At 67.4% G+C, this 16475-nt stretch carries 20 protein-coding genes; 14 read left to right on the top strand and 6 right to left on the bottom strand.

The window, feature by feature from the left end; translation table 11 throughout:
• Window positions 1-33 precede the first annotated feature (33 nt).
• The 3 genes from ACLQ3C_RS05010 (at window position 34) to ACLQ3C_RS05000 (ending at window position 2561) form a co-directional block, all read left to right on the top strand.
• Window positions 34-687, top strand: coding sequence for a response regulator (locus tag ACLQ3C_RS05010; RefSeq protein WP_425703921.1), 654 nt, complete (start codon window positions 34-36; stop codon window positions 685-687).
• A 114-nt stretch (window positions 688-801) separates the two neighbouring features.
• Entirely contained in the window at window positions 802-1236 is a 435-nt protein-coding gene (locus ACLQ3C_RS05005) for a hypothetical protein (RefSeq protein WP_425703920.1), read from the top strand.
• Window positions 1237-1337: 101 nt separating this feature from the next.
• The gene (locus ACLQ3C_RS05000; protein WP_425703919.1) at window positions 1338-2561 is read left to right on the top strand and encodes a cation:proton antiporter; all 1224 of its coding nucleotides are present in this window, start codon (window positions 1338-1340) and stop codon (window positions 2559-2561) included.
• A gap of 75 nt (window positions 2562-2636) precedes the next feature.
• Here ACLQ3C_RS05000 and ACLQ3C_RS04995 read toward each other — a convergent pair whose 3' ends face one another.
• Window positions 2637-2966 (bottom strand): transglycosylase family protein, encoded by a 330-nt coding sequence (locus ACLQ3C_RS04995; RefSeq protein ID WP_425703918.1) that lies wholly within the window; start codon window positions 2964-2966, stop codon window positions 2637-2639.
• 375 nt (window positions 2967-3341) lie between these two features.
• Between ACLQ3C_RS04995 and ACLQ3C_RS04990 the strand changes: the two genes are divergently transcribed.
• Window positions 3342-4832 (top strand): LCP family protein, encoded by a 1491-nt coding sequence (locus ACLQ3C_RS04990; protein WP_425703917.1) that lies wholly within the window; start codon window positions 3342-3344, stop codon window positions 4830-4832.
• A gap of 129 nt (window positions 4833-4961) precedes the next feature.
• Entirely contained in the window at window positions 4962-5759 is a 798-nt protein-coding gene (locus tag ACLQ3C_RS04985; RefSeq protein WP_425703916.1) for an enoyl-CoA hydratase, read from the top strand.
• Window positions 5760-5770: 11 nt separating this feature from the next.
• Here the strand turns inward: ACLQ3C_RS04985 and ACLQ3C_RS04980 are convergent, their stop codons facing one another.
• From ACLQ3C_RS04980 to ACLQ3C_RS04970, 3 genes are all read right to left on the bottom strand, one after another.
• Window positions 5771-7042, bottom strand: a complete 1272-nt coding sequence (locus tag ACLQ3C_RS04980; RefSeq protein ID WP_425703915.1) for an AI-2E family transporter — start codon at window positions 7040-7042, stop codon at window positions 5771-5773.
• Between the two features lie 191 nt (window positions 7043-7233).
• Window positions 7234-7701, bottom strand: coding sequence for a hypothetical protein (locus ACLQ3C_RS04975; RefSeq protein ID WP_425703914.1), 468 nt, complete (start codon window positions 7699-7701; stop codon window positions 7234-7236).
• Window positions 7682-8389 (bottom strand): RNA polymerase sigma factor, encoded by a 708-nt coding sequence (locus ACLQ3C_RS04970; protein ID WP_425703913.1) that lies wholly within the window; start codon window positions 8387-8389, stop codon window positions 7682-7684. The genes ACLQ3C_RS04975 and ACLQ3C_RS04970 overlap by 20 nt, the downstream gene beginning before the upstream one ends.
• Before the next feature lie 154 nt (window positions 8390-8543).
• On the opposite strand from ACLQ3C_RS04970, the gene ACLQ3C_RS04965 reads away from it, so the two are divergent.
• From ACLQ3C_RS04965 to ACLQ3C_RS04935, 7 genes are read left to right on the top strand one after another with little or no spacing between them, the layout of a single operon-like run.
• Window positions 8544-9035: an Asp23/Gls24 family envelope stress response protein gene (locus ACLQ3C_RS04965; RefSeq protein WP_425703912.1), complete on the top strand. Its 492-nt coding sequence runs from the start codon at window positions 8544-8546 to the stop codon at window positions 9033-9035.
• A complete protein-coding gene (locus ACLQ3C_RS04960; protein WP_425703911.1) occupies window positions 9035-9469 on the top strand; it encodes a hypothetical protein in 435 nt (144 codons plus the stop codon). Before ACLQ3C_RS04965 ends, ACLQ3C_RS04960 begins: the two co-directional genes overlap by 1 nt.
• Window positions 9462-9644 carry a DUF2273 domain-containing protein gene (locus ACLQ3C_RS04955; RefSeq protein WP_425703910.1) on the top strand — a complete coding sequence of 61 codons (183 nt, stop codon included), beginning with the start codon at window positions 9462-9464 and terminating at the stop codon, window positions 9642-9644. The genes ACLQ3C_RS04960 and ACLQ3C_RS04955 overlap by 8 nt, the downstream gene beginning before the upstream one ends.
• Window positions 9637-10194 carry an Asp23/Gls24 family envelope stress response protein gene (locus ACLQ3C_RS04950; protein WP_425703909.1) on the top strand — a complete coding sequence of 186 codons (558 nt, stop codon included), beginning with the start codon at window positions 9637-9639 and terminating at the stop codon, window positions 10192-10194. Before ACLQ3C_RS04955 ends, ACLQ3C_RS04950 begins: the two co-directional genes overlap by 8 nt.
• Window positions 10191-10793 (top strand): DUF6286 domain-containing protein, encoded by a 603-nt coding sequence (locus tag ACLQ3C_RS04945; protein ID WP_425703908.1) that lies wholly within the window; start codon window positions 10191-10193, stop codon window positions 10791-10793. Before ACLQ3C_RS04950 ends, ACLQ3C_RS04945 begins: the two co-directional genes overlap by 4 nt.
• The gene (locus tag ACLQ3C_RS04940; RefSeq protein ID WP_425703907.1) at window positions 10790-11347 is read left to right on the top strand and encodes a hypothetical protein; all 558 of its coding nucleotides are present in this window, start codon (window positions 10790-10792) and stop codon (window positions 11345-11347) included. The genes ACLQ3C_RS04945 and ACLQ3C_RS04940 overlap by 4 nt, the downstream gene beginning before the upstream one ends.
• Window positions 11344-12717 carry a hypothetical protein gene (locus ACLQ3C_RS04935; RefSeq protein WP_425703906.1) on the top strand — a complete coding sequence of 458 codons (1374 nt, stop codon included), beginning with the start codon at window positions 11344-11346 and terminating at the stop codon, window positions 12715-12717. The genes ACLQ3C_RS04940 and ACLQ3C_RS04935 overlap by 4 nt, the downstream gene beginning before the upstream one ends.
• Here the strand turns inward: ACLQ3C_RS04935 and ACLQ3C_RS04930 are convergent.
• Both ACLQ3C_RS04930 and ACLQ3C_RS04925 read right to left on the bottom strand, forming a co-directional pair.
• Entirely contained in the window at window positions 12707-13663 is a 957-nt protein-coding gene (locus ACLQ3C_RS04930; RefSeq protein ID WP_425703905.1) for a hypothetical protein, read from the bottom strand. The two genes, ACLQ3C_RS04935 and ACLQ3C_RS04930, sit on opposite strands and share 11 nt — an antisense overlap.
• 9 nt (window positions 13664-13672) lie before the next feature.
• Complete coding sequence (locus ACLQ3C_RS04925; RefSeq protein ID WP_425703904.1) at window positions 13673-14257, bottom strand: HhH-GPD-type base excision DNA repair protein; 585 nt, start codon at window positions 14255-14257, stop codon at window positions 13673-13675.
• Between the two features lie 95 nt (window positions 14258-14352).
• Between ACLQ3C_RS04925 and ACLQ3C_RS04920 the strand changes: the two genes are divergently transcribed.
• Entirely contained in the window at window positions 14353-14805 is a 453-nt protein-coding gene (locus ACLQ3C_RS04920) for a hypothetical protein (RefSeq protein WP_425703986.1), read from the top strand.
• Window positions 14806-14983: 178 nt separating this feature from the next.
• Complete coding sequence (locus ACLQ3C_RS04915) at window positions 14984-16468, top strand: sugar porter family MFS transporter (RefSeq protein ID WP_425703903.1); 1485 nt, start codon at window positions 14984-14986, stop codon at window positions 16466-16468.
• The last annotated feature ends 7 nt before the right edge of the window (window positions 16469-16475 follow it).

Below are 16475 nucleotides of genomic sequence, written 5' to 3'. Positions count from 1 at the left end.
GGCGAGGATGAACCGAATGCGGAGGAGACAAGAGTGGTCGCACGCGTGATGGTGGTCGACGACGATCCGCTGGTGCGGTCGGGTCTGCAACTTCTGCTCGGTGGCGAGCCGACGCTGTCGATCGTGGCGGTGGCGGCCAACGGCAGCGAGGCGGTCGACGCCCACCGCGCGGCACCGGTCGACCTGGTGCTGATGGATCTGCGGATGCCGGTGATGGACGGTATCGCCGCGACCACCGAGTTGAAGGCGGCCGCGCCCGCGCCCGCGGTCATCGTGCTGACGACTTTCGACGCCGACGACTATGTGGTGCGCGCACTGGCGGTGGGCGCCGACGGGTTCTTGCTGAAGGACACCCCGCCGGAGGGCATCGTCGCGGCGATCACCAATGTGCTCGACGGCCAGCCGGCCCTGAGTCCTTCGGTGACCGCCGCCCTGATCAAACAGGTCGTCGACGCGGGGGATCGTGCGGAGGCGCCGGCGGCCCGGGCGGCGCTCGACGAGTTGACCGAGCGCGAGCGTGAGGTGGCCGTCGCGCTGGCGAAGGGCGCGTCGAATGCGGAGATCGGTGCCGAGCTCTACCTGAGCGTGGCCACGGTGAAGGCCCATATCTCCCATATCTTCACCAAACTCGGCGCGGCCAACCGCGTGCAGGTGGCGATCCTCGTCCACGACGCCGGACTGGACTGAACGTGCGGCCTCCCACCGGCGACGGGCCGCGTGGTGGCGAACGCGGTGGGCGGTGGCCACACTGGAGTCACAGTGCCTGACCCCGATGGCAGGCCCATGAACGGGAGGCTGCCGATGGCCGGTCAGAATCAACCCTTCGGGTTCGATCCCGAGGACTTCGATCGTTTCGCGCGGGAGGCCGCCGACGGACTTCGGCAGGTGTTCGGGCGGTTCGTCTCCGAACCCGCTGCGTCGAGCATGTTCTCGACCTTCGTCGACGCCACCACGAGTCGACGGTCGGCGCCCACACCCCCGACCGCAGGTGAGGTCGGGGCCGGCGTGTGGGCGGTCTTCGTCGTCGATGACGGTGGCGATGCGCGGGTCGAGCAGGTCTTTGCATCCGAGGTCGATGCCCTGCGCGCGAATCAGCACAACACCGATCCGCGGCGCCGAGTGCGGTTCTTGCCCTATGGCATCGCGGTCAGCGCGCTCGACGGATCGGCCATCGGGACGGCAGAGCCGAAGCCGGCCGATCGGGGCGAGGACGAAAGCGGCAGCAAGAACGGCTGATTGCGGTATCGGGTGATTTCCCGGCGCGGTGACCCCGGCGGCGGTTGAGGTCGACGCGCGGTGAGGTCATCGGACCACCCGGCGCAGGCCGGTGAGGCAGGATGACGCAGGTGAGCGTTCTCGCCGAGGCGGCTGCCGACCCCGACCGCACGACTGCCGTCACGCTCTTCTGGATCGCGTCGGCTGCGGTGGTCGCTCCGCTGGTGGCCCGCGCAACCCGTCGGTACGTTCCCGAGGTCGTGGTGCTGCTGGTCCTCGGGATGCTGTTCGGTCCGCACGTGCTGGGGATGGCCGACCCGGGCTCGGTCTCGGCGGTCAGTGAACTCGGTCTGGGAATGCTGTTCCTGCTGGCCGGGTTCGAACTCGATCCGAACCTGTTGCGGGGCAAGCCCGGTGCGCTCGCCGGTGGCATCTGGCTGTTGAGTCTGATCATCGCGACGGTGGCGGTGGCGCTGATGGCGACACCGGGAGATTTCACCGCGCACGTGGCGGTCGCGATCGCGATGACCTCCACGGCGCTGGGCACCCTGCTGCCGATCATCAAATCCGACGGTCTGCTCGACCGGCCACTCGGGCGTGCGGTGATGGCCCACGGCGCGGTCGGCGAGCTCGGACCGGTCCTGGCCATGTCGTTGTTGCTGACGAGCCGCAACATCCTGGGCGCGGTGATCGTGCTGGTGCTCTTCGCGCTGGCCGCAGTGATCCTGTTCGTGGTGCCGCGACGATTCGCCCGGGTACCGGCCCTGCAGGCGTCGTTGACGGAGATGAGCGGCGGGACCTTTCAACTGCCGGTCCGCGTCGTGATCGCGCTGCTGGCGTCGTTCATGGCGGTCGCCGCCGTCTTCGACCTCGACGTGGTGTTGGGGGCGTTCGCGGCGGGGATCGCCCTGCGCAAGCTGATCCCCGAAGACAGCCCGGTGGTCGATCGACTCGAGGTGATCGGCTTCGGGATGCTGATCCCGGTCTTCTTCGTGACCTCGGGAATGAACATCGACCCGTCCGCGGTGGCATCATCGCCGGCGCTGTGGGTGCTGCTCGTACTCGCAATCGGTGTGGCACGTGGCGTGCCGGTGTGGGTGGGCGAGCGGCTGGTGACACACGACGCCTCACTGCGGGTGGGGCGTGAGCGGATTCAGTTGGCGCTGTATGCCGCAACGGGTCTACCGATCATCGTGGCGGTGACCCAGGTGGCCACGCGCAGCGAACTCATGTCGCCGTCGCTGGCCTCGACGCTCGTCGCGGCCGGCGCGACCACGGTGCTGGTGTTCCCGCTGGCGGCTCGGCTGATCACCCGACGCGGCCCGGTGGCTGCGCAAGGGGTGTGAAAGGCGCAGAGGAGGCGACCCGTGCCGGGTCGCCTCCTCGGGGCGGTTCCACGCTCAGGTGGATTCGCTATCGGCTCAGAGGTACTGGCCGCAGACCGGCCAGGCACCTGGGCCCTGGGTGGCCAGGACGTTCTCGGCAACCCGGATCTGCTCGTCGCGTGAGGCGTTGGACGCGCTACCGCTGCCGCCGTTGGCCTCCCAGGTGGACTGGGTGAACTGCAGGCCGCCGTAGTAGCCGTTGCCGGTGTTGATGCTCCAGTCGCCGCCGCTCTCGCATTGTGCGACGGCATCCCAGTTGTGGCCGGTATCGGCCGAGGCAGTCGCGGTGGCCACACCGAATGGTGCCACGGCCAGCGCGCCGATCACTCCCGCGCGGACGGCGAGCTTCTTCATGGTGGTCGTCATCGTTTCCTCCTCTCATCTGCCCGGTGGTGGGCAGGTGATTCTCGGACCGGTGGCGACCCTACGGATCGATAACGGTGAGGTCACGTCACACCGCCAACCTGCGCAGAGCTGATCACGGTGCGATAACGCTGTGAATCAAATGGGAAATGCCTGCGCATTTCGGCGTGTCGCCTTCTGCATGTCGGCCGGCAAACAAAGGCGATTTGTGATGAAGGCCATATCGAGTATGTGTGCTGTATCACTGTGATTCTGGCGCAGTCCTGCCCGCCGGCGATTGCTTCGGTCGGCTTCGCTTCGGCGGCTCAGCCGGTTCACAGCCCGAGACGCTAGCCTGATCCGGTTTGCGTGCGAGACAGTGACGACGAATGGAGAACGATGTCGAGCGAGTTCGATCGCCGTCGCTCACGCGCGGCCACGGGGCGTCACCGCCCCGCCCGCCCCGACCGTCTCACCGCGGGTGAGGTCTATCGCCGGGCGGCACCGGGCCCGGCGTCGTGGTCGTCGGCGTATCGCGAACCGGATGCGCGGGCGACCGATGCGTTCCGGCCCGTCGCCGTCCCGGCCGTGCAGGACGAGCCGAAGACGTCGGGCAGGTCGGGCCGGACGGGCCGGACGCGGGGGCGGCGGCGCAGCCCCATCGGCGTCGCGCGCGCGGCGGTGGTCGTGTGTTCGGTGATCGCCTTTCTGGTGACCGGGGTGATGTGGCTGGGCGCCAATTCGGTCCGTGGCGGGCTCGGCTACTCCAATGCCCTTGACGGCGCACCGCACTCGACCGACGGAGCCCAGAACATCCTGCTGATCGGGCTCGACACCCGCAAAGACAGGAACGGGAACGATCTGCCCGATGACGTGATGCGGCAGCTACACGCCGGCGACGGCGACTCGGGCGGCTACAACACCAACACGCTGATCCTGATGCACATCCCGGCCGACCGGAAGAACATCGTCGCCTTCTCCATCCCACGTGACGACCTCGTCCGCACACCGGACCTCGACGTCTCGCAGGCCAAGATCAAGGAGGTGTACGGACGTACCAAGGCGGCCACCGAGGACAAGTTGGTCAACAACGGCGACACCGACCGCAGCACACTCGAGTCGAAGGGGCGTGACGCCGGCCGCGCCGCGACCATCGCCGCGGTTCGCACCTTGACCGGCGTGCCCATCGACCGTTTCGCCGAGGTGTCGCTGATCGGCTTCTACGACGTCGCCAAGGCGCTCGGCGGAGTCCAGGTATGCCTCAATCATGCAGTCTCCGATGACTATTCGGGCGCCAACTTCAGCGCCGGTTTCCATCGGTTGTCGGCGGCGCAATCCCTCGCCTTCGTCCGGCAGCGGCATGGACTCGCCGGCGGCGACCTCGACCGCACGCACCGACAGCAGGCGTTCCTGCTGTCCGCGCTGCACCAGATGCAGAGCGCGGGGACACTGACAGATGTCGGAAAGATGAATCGGCTGATGGGTGTGGTCGACGACGACGTCGTCTTCTCCCAAGGTTGGGACGTCGTGTCATGGGCCCAGGACATGGTCGGGGTTCCCGGCCAGAAGATCAGCTTCCAGACGTTGCCCGTCGTCCGGTACGCCACCGTCGACGGCCAGTCCGTCAACATCATCGACCCCACCGCGATCCGCACAGAGGTACGACGCACCTTCGGGCTTCCGGTGGCGACCACCCCCAGCAGCACCAGCACCCCCACCTCGTCGGCGGCCGGTGCAGATCAACAGACCGACGGCACCCAGACCGACGGCACCCAGACCGACGGCGCCCAGACCGACGACAGCTCGGACACAACCGGCGCCGACGCCGGCCCGCCACCCGACAGCGGCCCGGCAGTGGTCAACACCGGCACGATCCCCTGTGTGGATTGATTCGCTCCGCTCAGGTGTAGATCGTTCGCTCCGCTCAGGTCGATCGACCCGATGCACCGCACCCCGACGGGCACACTGGAACCGGCAACAGTGGCAGGCGCCGGTGGGTGCCCCGGTGAGGAGGCGGCAATGGGACGCGCGGCAACAGACGGAAACGCCAGCCCGATCGAGGTGAGTGTCGACGCCCCGCTAGGCATCATCACCCTCACCCGGCCCGGGCGGCGCAACCCGCTCTCGACCGAGGCGATGCGCTCGATCATCGACGCGCTGCGGGGGTTCGGCTCCGACACCGCCGTGCGAGTGGTCATCATCCGCGCCGAGGGCCCCGCGTTCTCCGCCGGGCACGACCTCGGCGAACTCGTCGACCGGACACTCGAGGACGAACGCGCGGTGTTCGACACGTGCTCGGAGATGATGACCGCCGTCCACGAGCTCGACCGTCCCGTCATCGCCGAGGTGTCCGGGGCGGCCTTCGCCGCCGGATGCCAACTGGTGGCCACCTGCGACCTCGCGATCGCCGCCCACACGGCGACCTTCGCCACCCCGGGCGTGCGGATCGGATTGTTCTGCTCGACCCCGATGGTCGCCCTGACCCGCGCCATCGGGCGTAAACGCGCCATGGCGATGCTGCTCACCGGTGACCCGATCGACGCCGGCACCGCCGCCGAATGGGGGCTGGTCAACGATGTCGTCGCACCGGCCGAATTGACGGACGCCGTACGGGATCTGGCGCAACGGATCGCCGGGTCGAGCGCCTCGACGCTGGCCATCGGGAAGCAGGCGTTCTATCGGCAGATCGATGAAACAGAGCCCCGCGCTTACGAATTGATGTCCGAGACAATGGCCGCCAACGCGATGACATGTGATGCGCAAGAAGGCATGTCGGCGTTTTTGGGCAAACGCACGCCGGTGTGGACCGACCGCTGAGCGCGGGCACCTCAGCGTTTGTCGGGACCCCTGTCCGCCGGCGGGGTGTTGTGCGCCGATGACGAGGCGTCGGCCCCGGTTCCGGCATCGGTGGGGGAGTCGGGTGGTGTCGCCTCCTCGCCTGCCGTGGTCGTCTTCTGTTCCGAACTCGCTGTCTCCGGCTCCGTTTTCGAGTTCTCGACCTTCGAACCCTTCGACGTGTCGCCTTGTGACGGCACCGTCGAAGTGAGCAGGACATCGGCCCAGCGCGTCGACGGATCGATGTCGATCAGCAACGCCTTGCACATGATGGTCAGCGGTACCGCGAGGATGGCCCCGAGCGGGCCGAGCACCCACGCCCAGAAGATCAGGGAGACGAAGGTGACCGTCGTCGACAACCCGACCGCGTCACCGACGAATTTGGGTTGGATCACCGACTGGATCACGATGTTGAGGACGCTGTAGATGACGATGACGACCAGCATCTGGGTGACCCCGCCGTCGAGCAACCCCAGCAACGCCGGTGGGATCACGCCGATGACGAAGCCGATGTTGGGGATGTAGTTGGTGATGAACGACAGCAGGCCCCACAGGATCGGCAGCGGAATACCGATGATGGCGAGGGCCACGCTGTCGAAGACCGCGACGATCAGACCGAACAGCGTCGACACCCACAGATAGCTGCGCGTGGCATGGGCGAAGGCGGTGAAGGCCGAGGCGATGTCGGGACGTTCGGTCCGCAGATACTCCATGCGCTCGCCGAATCCGACCGTGTCGGCCGCCATGAACAGCAGCAGTGCGAGAACCAGAATCAGCGACGACGCGACTCCCACGGTCGACTGCAACACGTCGGTGGCCGCGCTGAGGACCTTGCCGGAGTCGACATGGTGCAGCATGTCCTGCACCTTCTGTTCACTGACGCCATGATCGGTCAGGAAGTGCTGGAAGTCCTTGACCAGGTTATCGAACTTGTCCTGGTAGTCGGGGAGGATCGTTGCGAACCGGGCGACCGAATATGCGAGCGCCGCGAACAGGCCGATCAGGATCCCGTATACCAGGGCGAGCACCACGATGAATGCCGACCACGCCGGTAAACCCTTGCGCCGCATCCAACTCGCCGCCGGAGCCACCGCCACGGTGAGCATCAACGCCAGGAAGGTCGGTGCCACGAGGGACGACACCTCCCGGACGCCGCCCACCGCGACGACCAGGCCGCCCAGCGAGAGCAGCACGATCGTGCCACGGGGTATCGACCACGCGGGCGGATCGCGTCGCGCCGCCATCGGGGTCCGGCGTCTGGCCATCGAGGTCCTCTCCTCCGGCGGCGGCGGTCCGCAGATCGTGCGGCTGCCGAGTTGGTGATGTCTGGCAAGAAGACTAGTGCCGGGTGCCCGTCGTGGGCGGTTCCGCCGCCATCGACGGTGGACAATCACCCGGGAGGGGTGACGGTCAGCTGATCGGTGAGGCGATCACCGATCCGCGGTCGGCCCGAGGTTCACGCCGACCACTCGTGCGTCTCCAGGTCCTGCCAGCGCACGTCCAGATGTTGTGCAGCAGTGGCGGAGTGGTCGGGGCCGAGGACGGCGTTCAGGACGTCGGTGACGGTGTCGCGTACCCGTTCGGAATCGGTGGGCAGGACGTCACGATAACGCGCGATGAGTCCGATCCGGATGCGGTCCACGGCCCCGTCCGCGCCGTCGACGACGAGGTGCACGACCAGTCGCCCGAGCGTACGTCGGATGCGAATTGCCAAGAGCTGCTTGAGAACCCGATCCGAGATCCGGACTCCGGAGGTGTCGGTGTCCAAGGCGCGCCCGGGACGGCGGATGGTGCCGAGACTCGCCGTGATGGCGCCGACGAGGCGGTTCGCGTCGGCACTCAAGGAATTGTCGGGCCCGCCGAGTTCCCGGCCCGCGGCGACGAGCCAGGCGTCGGTCTGTTCGTCATCGATCTCGCTGTTCACGCCTGGACTCCTTTCCGCCGTGCCGGGAATCGGTGGACGTCGGTTCGCCGCCGCCGGGCCGCCACGGTGCCAGTCGGGCCGCCAGGTAGCGGCGAGTTCGCTGGAGGTGGCCGCGCACAGACCCCGTACTGATCTGCAGGACCCGCGAGATCTCGGTGAGGGACAGACCTTCGACCTCGCGCAACCACCACACCGCCCGGGCGTTCTGCGGGAGTGTGTTCAGTTCACCACCCAACGCCTCGACCAATGTCTTTCGCAGTGCCTCGTCCGACGGTAACGGTTCGGGCGCGGCCACGTCGAAGAATTGCTCTTCGGCCGTGGGGATGTCGCGTCGCCGGCGCCGGAAGTCGACGGTCTTGCGGTGGGCGATGGCGAACACCCACGTCTTGGTGCTGCTGCGAAATGCGAAGTCCGGCAGCCCGCGCCACGCGTCGAGGAGGGTGTCCTGGGCCAAATCCTCGGCCGTCTGCGGGTCGGGAACCATACGGCGCAGATAGCGCAACAACGGCGGGGACAGACGGGCGACGAGCTCGGTGAACGCCTCGGTGTCGCCCGCGGCCGCGGCACCGGCGAGTTCCTCGTCGGTCACCCCGGTCAGAGTGAGATCCGGACCGGCCGGGTCGGCCGTCCCGGCGCCGGTACGTCCTGCGGCCGACGGGGGACTGTGATCCAATTCACTCGAATTCACGCGTGCACATTTCGGTTCCACTACGACTCACCCTATATCGGCGTCGCCCGCCCCAGGCCAGGACAACGATGAGGTCGTCACGGTCGTGGACGTCCGCCCGGGAGGCATACCGAAGCACTGTCCGTGAAAGTGGAATGAGTACAGAGGAGTTCTCGTGACCGAATCAGCCCAGAGCAAGGCGAAGACCGAAGCCGCGACGACCACCGAGCCGACCGGCAAGGGACTGGCACTGAGCAGTGAGAGCGGCGCGCCGGGTGCTCGCGGCAAGACCGTGATCGCCGACGCCGTGGTCGCCAAGATCGCCGGGATCGCGACCCGCGAGATCGACGGTGTCCATGATGTCGGTGGTGCCGCCGAACGCGTCGTCGGAAGGGTGCGCGAGGTCATCCCCGGCACCTCGGTGAGCACCACGCAGGGCATCAACGTCGAGGTCGGCGAGAAACAGGCCGCGGTCGACGTGTCGATCGTCGCCGACTTCGGTGTCGCCATTCACCAGTTGGCGGCGGCGATCCGGCGCAACGTGATCAACGCGATCGAATCGATGACCGGACTCGAGGTCACCGAGGTCAACGTGACCGTCCACGACGTCAGCTTCGGCGACGACGATGACGACGAGGACTCCGACGCCACGCCGCGCGTCCAGTGATGACCGTGCACGGCGAATCCGTGGGTGACCGTCCCGCCGCCCGGTCCGGCGACCCCGCAGACCTCGCCCAGCGGGTCGCCGATGCGGCGACCGGCGTGGACGGCGTGGCGGATCTGCACGGTGGGGTGTTCGGCGAGATCGCCACCTATCTGCCGGGCGGCCGCGTCAGCGGGGTCCAACTCTCCGACGGCCGGGGTGAAGTGCATGTGATCGTCGATATCGACCATGATCTGCGCGCGGTGGCGGCGCAGGTGGCGCGCGTCGCGAGCGACGTCGCCGCGATGCCGATCGACGTCACGGTGGAGGACGTCAGTATCCCGGGAGCGGCAACCGAACAATCCCGCCCGGCCGGCCCCGACGGTAGTTCTGCCGCTCCGCGGCAGCCGGGCGGGCCGGACCGGCCTGGTACGACAGAGGTGGACAACGATGAGTAACAACGCAATTGTCGGTCTGTTCGTGGGCTTGCTGCTCGCGCTGGCCGTTACCACCGGCGGGTTCGGCGGCTTCGTGCTGGCCCTCGTTCTCGGTGGCATCGGATTGGCGCTGGGTCTGCAGCGAGACGGGGCCATCGACATCGGTGCTCTGTTGCGGGGCCGGAATCGTGGCTGAGTCGGCAACCGCATCACGGTCGCGGGTGACGGTCACCCGCGGCGCGCGTACCCACGACCCGGGTGTCGTCGGGACCGCAGCGCCGGCCACCGGAGATGCCAAGGGGGCGTTGGTGATCGCCGACCGCGTCGGTGCCAAGATCGCCCGTCGCGCGGCGCTGGGGATCGACGGCGTCATCCGCCACAGCAACGCGATCGGATCACTACTCGGACCCGGCTCGCTCGGTGCCGCATATCCTTCGGTGCGGGTCGACATGTCGGATACGGCACCGCAGGTGGAGGTGACCATCGCGGTGAGGTGGCCGTGTGCAGTGGCGCAGGTATGCCGGGACGTACGTACGCATGTCGCCGACGAACTGGCCCGCCTCACCGGCATCCGGCCGTCCCGGGTCGACGTCACGGTCGCGACGATCACCACCGACTCCGACGACTCAGGGCCCCGGAACGGATTCATCGAACTGCCGGCCCTGCCTGCCGGCGCGCCAGAATCCGCCCAGAGTGCCGGGGACACAACGACTTCCGATTCGGCGGAGGAAGGGATCGACTCATGACCGCATTTCCGGATTCTGCGCAGCGTTCACGCGAGGAGATCGTCGCCGAGAACCAGGATCTCGCCGAGGGCAAGATATTCGCCCCGGCTGCCTATCCCGGTGCCGCAATCGTCGGAGCGGTGCTCGGTCTGCTGCTCATCGGACTGGCATGTATCGGGATCCGGGATCTCATCGTCCGTGTCGGTTGGCTCGACGGGAGTTCCTGGACACAGAATTCCGCGGCGTGGATCGCCGAACGCACCTGGCAGACGTGGATGTGGCCGGTCGCGGTCATCCTGGTGCTGCTCGGACTGTGGTTGTTGTGGCTGGCGGTCAAACCGCGGCGGCGCACACATGTGCAGCTCGGCGACTATCAGGTGATGTGGACGCGCCGCGGAGACGTCGCCCGGCGGGCGAGCGCGGCGTTGCTGACGGTGACCGGCGTCGAGCACGCGACCACAGTGGTCGGGCGTCGCCGGGCCAAGGTCACCGTGACCGTCTCCGGCGAGGTCGACAAAGCGCTCCTGCACGACCGGGCGACCGAGGCCATCTCGCCACTGAAACACCCACCCCGGGTCAAGATCCGACGCGTCGTCAGAAGCAGGGAGGTGCGTTCATGAACCGACTTCCCGTGATGGTGCACCGGCTGACCGCCGCCGTGATCGGATTGGCGTGCCTTGTCATCGGCATCGGCGCCCTCGGCTGGCAACTCGACATCACCCCGATCAAGGGCTGGGTCGACGCGCTCGATCCGACGTGGGCGACCACCGCAACCGCCGCGGACTGGTGGTGGGCGGCACTTCTGGGCGCCGTGGTCGTCGCTCTGGTGTGGGGTGTGAGTCTGCTCGGCGCCGCCGCACGTCCCGGCAAGGTCGACGACCTGATCCTGACCGGCAGCGGTGCCGACGGCATCCTGACCGTCCCACCGAAGCTGATCGCCGCCGCCGTCGCCGACGAACTGTCGGGCAAGACGATGTTCGACGAGGCGTCGGTGCGCGCACTCGACGACCGCGGCCGCAGCATCATCCGGATCGACGTGACCGCCCCGCCGCGGTACTCGTACGACCAGATCGCCGAGGTCCTCGGGCCCGCCGTGGACGACATTCGACGCGCCGTCGACGGCGCCGACATCCACGTGCAGGCATTGGTGCATCTGCGCAATCAGGACAAGTGAGGTTGCGTTCGGCTCGGATGTCGGCGGTCGACGCCCAGTGGTACTGGATGTCGCCGACGATGCGCAGTGACCAGTTCCTGCTGTATGGGTTTGCCACGGCGAGCGCATCTCTCGAGGAGATCGCCGCGCAGGTCCGGACCCACGCGGTGACGATCGACGACCTGTGTAGGCGGGTCGATGACGTACCCGTAGGCCTCGACCGACCCTACTGGGGTCGGGCTCCGGTCACCGAAGACCAGGTGCGACTGACGCATGGTCCGATGACCTGGCAGAGCTGCCTGGACCGCGTCGCCGCGTCGATCGACGACCAACTCGATGCGCGACAACGGATGTGGCGACTGCACCTGTACGGCCCGGTGTCGGCGCCGGCGGGTGTACCCGGTGACGCGCTGGTCGTGGCGATCCTGCAGATCGCACACGCACTCGGCGACGGCCGGCGCTCGTCGGCAATTGCCCGAAAGCTCTTCGGTGCGAAGGAGAGCGGCGGTTCATCCGCTGCGGATCCCGTCGATACCCTGGCCGTGCCCGACGGGCGGGTATGTCCGGAGCCGCTGCGGCGCGCGGCTACGGCGCTGATCGGTGCCCTGCGCCTTCCGGTCGACACGGCACGCATGATCTCTTGGGGAGCAGTGGCATTCGGGCGTCACCGCAGGCGCCCGGCACCGACGACCACGGGAGTCGGCCCCACCCCGATCAATCGTCCGCACGGCGTCGAGCGTCGGTTACGCACTGTGACCGTTCCGGCGGATGCACTCACCGCACGGGGGCGCAGCGTCACCGTCGGCGCCCTCATCGCGATCTCCATCGCGCTGTCCCGCTATCTGGGCGATCCGAGGACCCCGGTCACCGTCACGCTGGCCGTGGCCTACGAGGGCGACCGCCGGCCCGTCGGCAACTTGTCGCGCAATGACTTTCGGAACGTCAGCATCAATCTGCGCACCGACCTCGACAATCTCGAGGAGCGGGCGGCCGCGATTGCCGATGCCATCGTCGCGGCCCGGGCCGCTGCGCCCGATCCGGTGATCGAAGCGGGTCGTCGCGCCGAACATGTCACTCCGGCCCCGCTGCGGATCCTCGGCGCGCGGCAGGCCGGGCGGGGCGAACCGCCGGAACGGATCGACGGGATCAGCGTCGTGTCATCGGTGAACCGTGGGCCGGCCGATCTGGCCCTCGGGGGCGGCGAATCGGTCGTCACCGCAGGATTTCCCGCGCTCTCGCCGGTGCACGGACTCAATCATGGGATCCATGGAATCGGTGGGCGCGTGAGTATTTCGGTGATCGCCGCGCCCGACGTGTGTCCCGACATCGACCGGTACATGGCGCTGTTGTCCGACGCGGTTGCGGCCGGCGGCGGTTGGATCACGGCGTGATCTGCGGTGGCCCCTCGTGTCCGCCATGGTCGCGGGCCGGTGTGCCGGGAACGTTGCCGCCCTTCGATCCGCGTGTCAGCCGCTTCGGTAGTCGCTCGGCCAGTCCGCCCAGCGGCGCGACGGTCTGATTGAGCAGATCGACCGTCTCGGCCAGTTCGTGCACGGTGTCTTGCATCGCAAGCAGATTCGGCGCCAACTGGCCGATCACCTCGGTGAGTTCGGTGATGCGGTCGAGGGGGCCGCCCGGGGCGATGGCGCGCTCCACTGCGCCGTTCTCGCCGACGAGTTGATCGAGTAGGCCGCCGTCGATGGCGAGCCGATCGAGTATGCCGCCATCCGCACTCACCTTCTCCAGCACGCCGTCGGGTGCGGTGAGCTTGTCGATGATGCCGTCCGGCGACGTCAGCCGTTCGAGAATGCCCTCGTTCTCGGTGAATTGGTCGATCACCCCGCCGGTACGGGTGAGCCGGTCGAGCGGGCCGTCCTTGGCGGTCAGCCGGGTCAGGATGCCGCCGTCCTCCGACATCTGGTCCAGGATGCCGCCCGGAGCCGTCAGCTTCTCGAGGAGGCCGTTCTTGGCGGTCAGCCGATCGATCACCCCGCCCGGAATCAGGAGCCGTTCGAGCGGGCCGCCGGGAGCGATGATCCGGCCGAACGGACGGTCCGGCCCGAGCAGGTCGGCCAATTGCCCGAGTAGTGCCAACGGGGCGCCGGTGCCACCGAAATCGCCGCCGGGGATGCCGAGTGCATTGGTCACCTCGTGCTGCACGCTGCCTGCGGTGATGCGGGCGATGTTGATGGCCGATTCGGCAGCGGTCAGCGACACGCCGGTGACCGCAAAGCCCAACTGGAACGGGAACTCCACCAGCGAACGCAGACCGATCGGCCCAGTCGCTCCGCGGTCGGCCGACGAACTGTTCTTGTGATCGGCGTCGGAAGAATTCATGCGCGAACCCTAGCGTCCGCGGGCCGCGGACTTGGCCTTGGTCGCGGCCTTCGCCGCCTTCTTGAATTCGCGGACCCGCTGCAGCGAGTCGGCGTCGGTTACGTCGGCGACCGACCGGAAGCCGTCCTTGCCGTAATCCCCGACGACCTCGGTCCAGCCGTCCGGTGTCACCCCGAGTTGCTTGGCCACCAGCGCGGTGAAGATCTTGGCCTTCTGTTCGCCGAAGCCCGGCAACGCCCGCAGCCGGGCCAGCAGTTGCGCACCGCTGGTGGCCTCGGTCCAGATCCGTGACGCGTCACCGTCGTACTCGTCGACGACGGCGCGGGCCACTTCTTGTACCCGGCCGGCCATCGACCGGCCGTACCGGTGGATGGCCGGCGGGGTGGCGCAGAGGTCGGCGAACTCCGCCGGATCGGCGGCAGCGATCGCGGCCGGATCGAGGCTGCCGAAGCGGTCCTTGATCTTGGCGGGGCCCGCGAACGCCCGTTCCATCGGGAACTGCTGATCCAACAGCATTCCGGTGAGCAGTGCGAACGGATCCGACGACAACAACTCGTCGGCGACGGGATCCTGGGCAATCTGCAATTTCGCCATGACCTCAGCGTAGTGCCCCTACACTGAGCCGCATGCTGCGTGGGTCCGTGCATTTCAGACGTTTGTGGGCGCAGGCCATTGCTGTGCTGTCATCGATGGTCGTTGCGCTCGGGTTGGCGGTGACCGGCATCGGCTCTGCGTCGGCTCTACCCGACGCAGAGCCGAACCACGTCACGACCCTGCGGTGTGACAGCGCCAATCCGTGGCCGGCGCCCCGCATTCCCGTGTGGGTCGACGTGTACAACCAGATCGCCTTCCCGTCCGACGGTTTACCCGGACCGGCGATCTCGTTGGTCGGCTCGTCGCGGGATCGGCCCGGCGTTCTGGAGTACACCATCGACGTCCGGGTGTCGTGGCGCAATCTGGCGACCGGACGTACCGGGACCGTCGACGTGCCGGCCCGAAACCAGGTCGTCTCATGGGAAGTGGTGCTCCATCCGGGAAGCGGTCCGGTGGCGTTCAGCATCGATCAGAAGATCGGTGCGCTGGCATTTGTCCCGATGGTCAATCCGCAGTATTCGAGTTGTCGCGGGCGGGCCACCGCCTGATGCGTCGGCCGATGTATCGGTGAGATCGCGGGGTGCGGACACCACCGGAAATTGTTGGCACGCCGGTGCGCGAATTCCGCAGGGGCCGCTTACCTGACGGGGTAGCGTGATCACAGGTAGCGATCACAGGTAGCCCGAGGGGGCCCCGTACCGGGCCCGAAGAGATGGGGTTCGGATCATGTCAGAAGCGCACAACGCCGAGATCGACGCACAACACACGGCGAAGGTCATCGGCGTTTCCATCGCCGCCGCGGTGGGCGGCTTTCTCTTCGGATTCGACAGCTCGGTCATCAACGGAGCGGTCAATTCCATCCAGGACACCTTCCATCTGGGTTTCCTGCTCAACGGATTCGCCGTCGCCGTCGCCCTTCTGGGCTGCGCGGTGGGTGCGTGGTTCGCCGGTCGTCTGGCCGATATGTGGGGCCGCAAACGCGTCATGCTGTTGGGTTCGGTGCTGTTCATCATCTCGGCCATCGGTACCGCCTATACGCAGACGCTGTGGGATCTGTTGCTGTGGCGCATTCTCGGCGGACTCGGCATCGGCATCGCGTCGGTGATCGCGCCCGCCTACATCTCCGAGATCGCGCCCGCCCGCTACCGCGGTGCGCTGGCCTCCATGCAGCAACTCGCGATCACGCTGGGCATCTTCGCCGCGCTTCTCTCGGATACCTTGTTACAGAACCACGCTGGGGGACCGGATAACCAACTGTGGTGGGGCCTGGATGCGTGGCGGTGGATGTTCCTCGTCGGGGTCGTGCCCGCGCTCGTCTACGGTCTGCTCGCGCTGTCCATCCCGGAGTCACCGCGTTACCTCGTCGGACGCAACCGAGATGAGGAGGCCGCGCGAATCCTGCAGGAGGTGACCGGTGAGGCCAATCCGCTCGAGCGGGTGCGAGAAATCCGGCTGACCGTCAAGCGCGACCGCGCCAGCTCGCTCAGCGACATCCGCGGACCATCGTTCGGTTTGCATCCGTTGATCTGGGTCGGAATCTGGCTGGCCGTCTTTCAGCAGTTCGTCGGAATCAATGCGATCTTCTATTATTCGACGACCCTGTGGCAGTCGGTCGGATTCTCCACCGACGACGCCTTCACCACCTCGGTCATCACCGCGGTGATCAATGTCGTCATGACCTTTGTGGCCATTCTGTTCGTCGACCGGATCGGCCGACGCATCCTGCTGCTGTGGGGATCGGTGGGGATGTTCATCGGCCTCGTGATGGCGTGCGTGGCGTTCACCCAGGCGGTTACCACCGTGGTCGACGGTGAGCCCAAGACCTCGCTGTCCGATCCGTGGGGTCCGCTGGCCCTGGTCGGGGCCAACCTGTTCGTGGTGGCCTTCGCCTCTACCTGGGGGCCGATCATGTGGGTGATGCTGGGGGAGATGTTCCCCAACCGCATCCGCGGGGTGGCGCTCGGTGTCTGCACGGCGTTCAACTGGATCGCCAATTTCATCATCTCGATGCTCTTCCCCCAGATGAGCAAGGTCCTCGGCCTCGGCTGGATCTACGGCTTCTTCGCCTTCTGCGCGGCCGCGTCGTTCTTCTTCGTGCGGTACAAGGTCCGTGAGACCAAGGGCATGGAACTCGAGGACATGGACGCCGTCGCCGACTCGCAGTTGTCGGCATTGCAGGAGCGCTACGCCGCCAAGGCCAAGTCCCGCTGAGGTTCTC

Origin of the sequence: Gordonia sp. DT30 (assembly GCF_049844915.1) — a bacterium.
Taxonomy (GTDB): domain Bacteria; phylum Actinomycetota; class Actinomycetes; order Mycobacteriales; family Mycobacteriaceae; genus Gordonia.
This window is presented reverse-complemented; position numbering and strand designations above follow the sequence as displayed.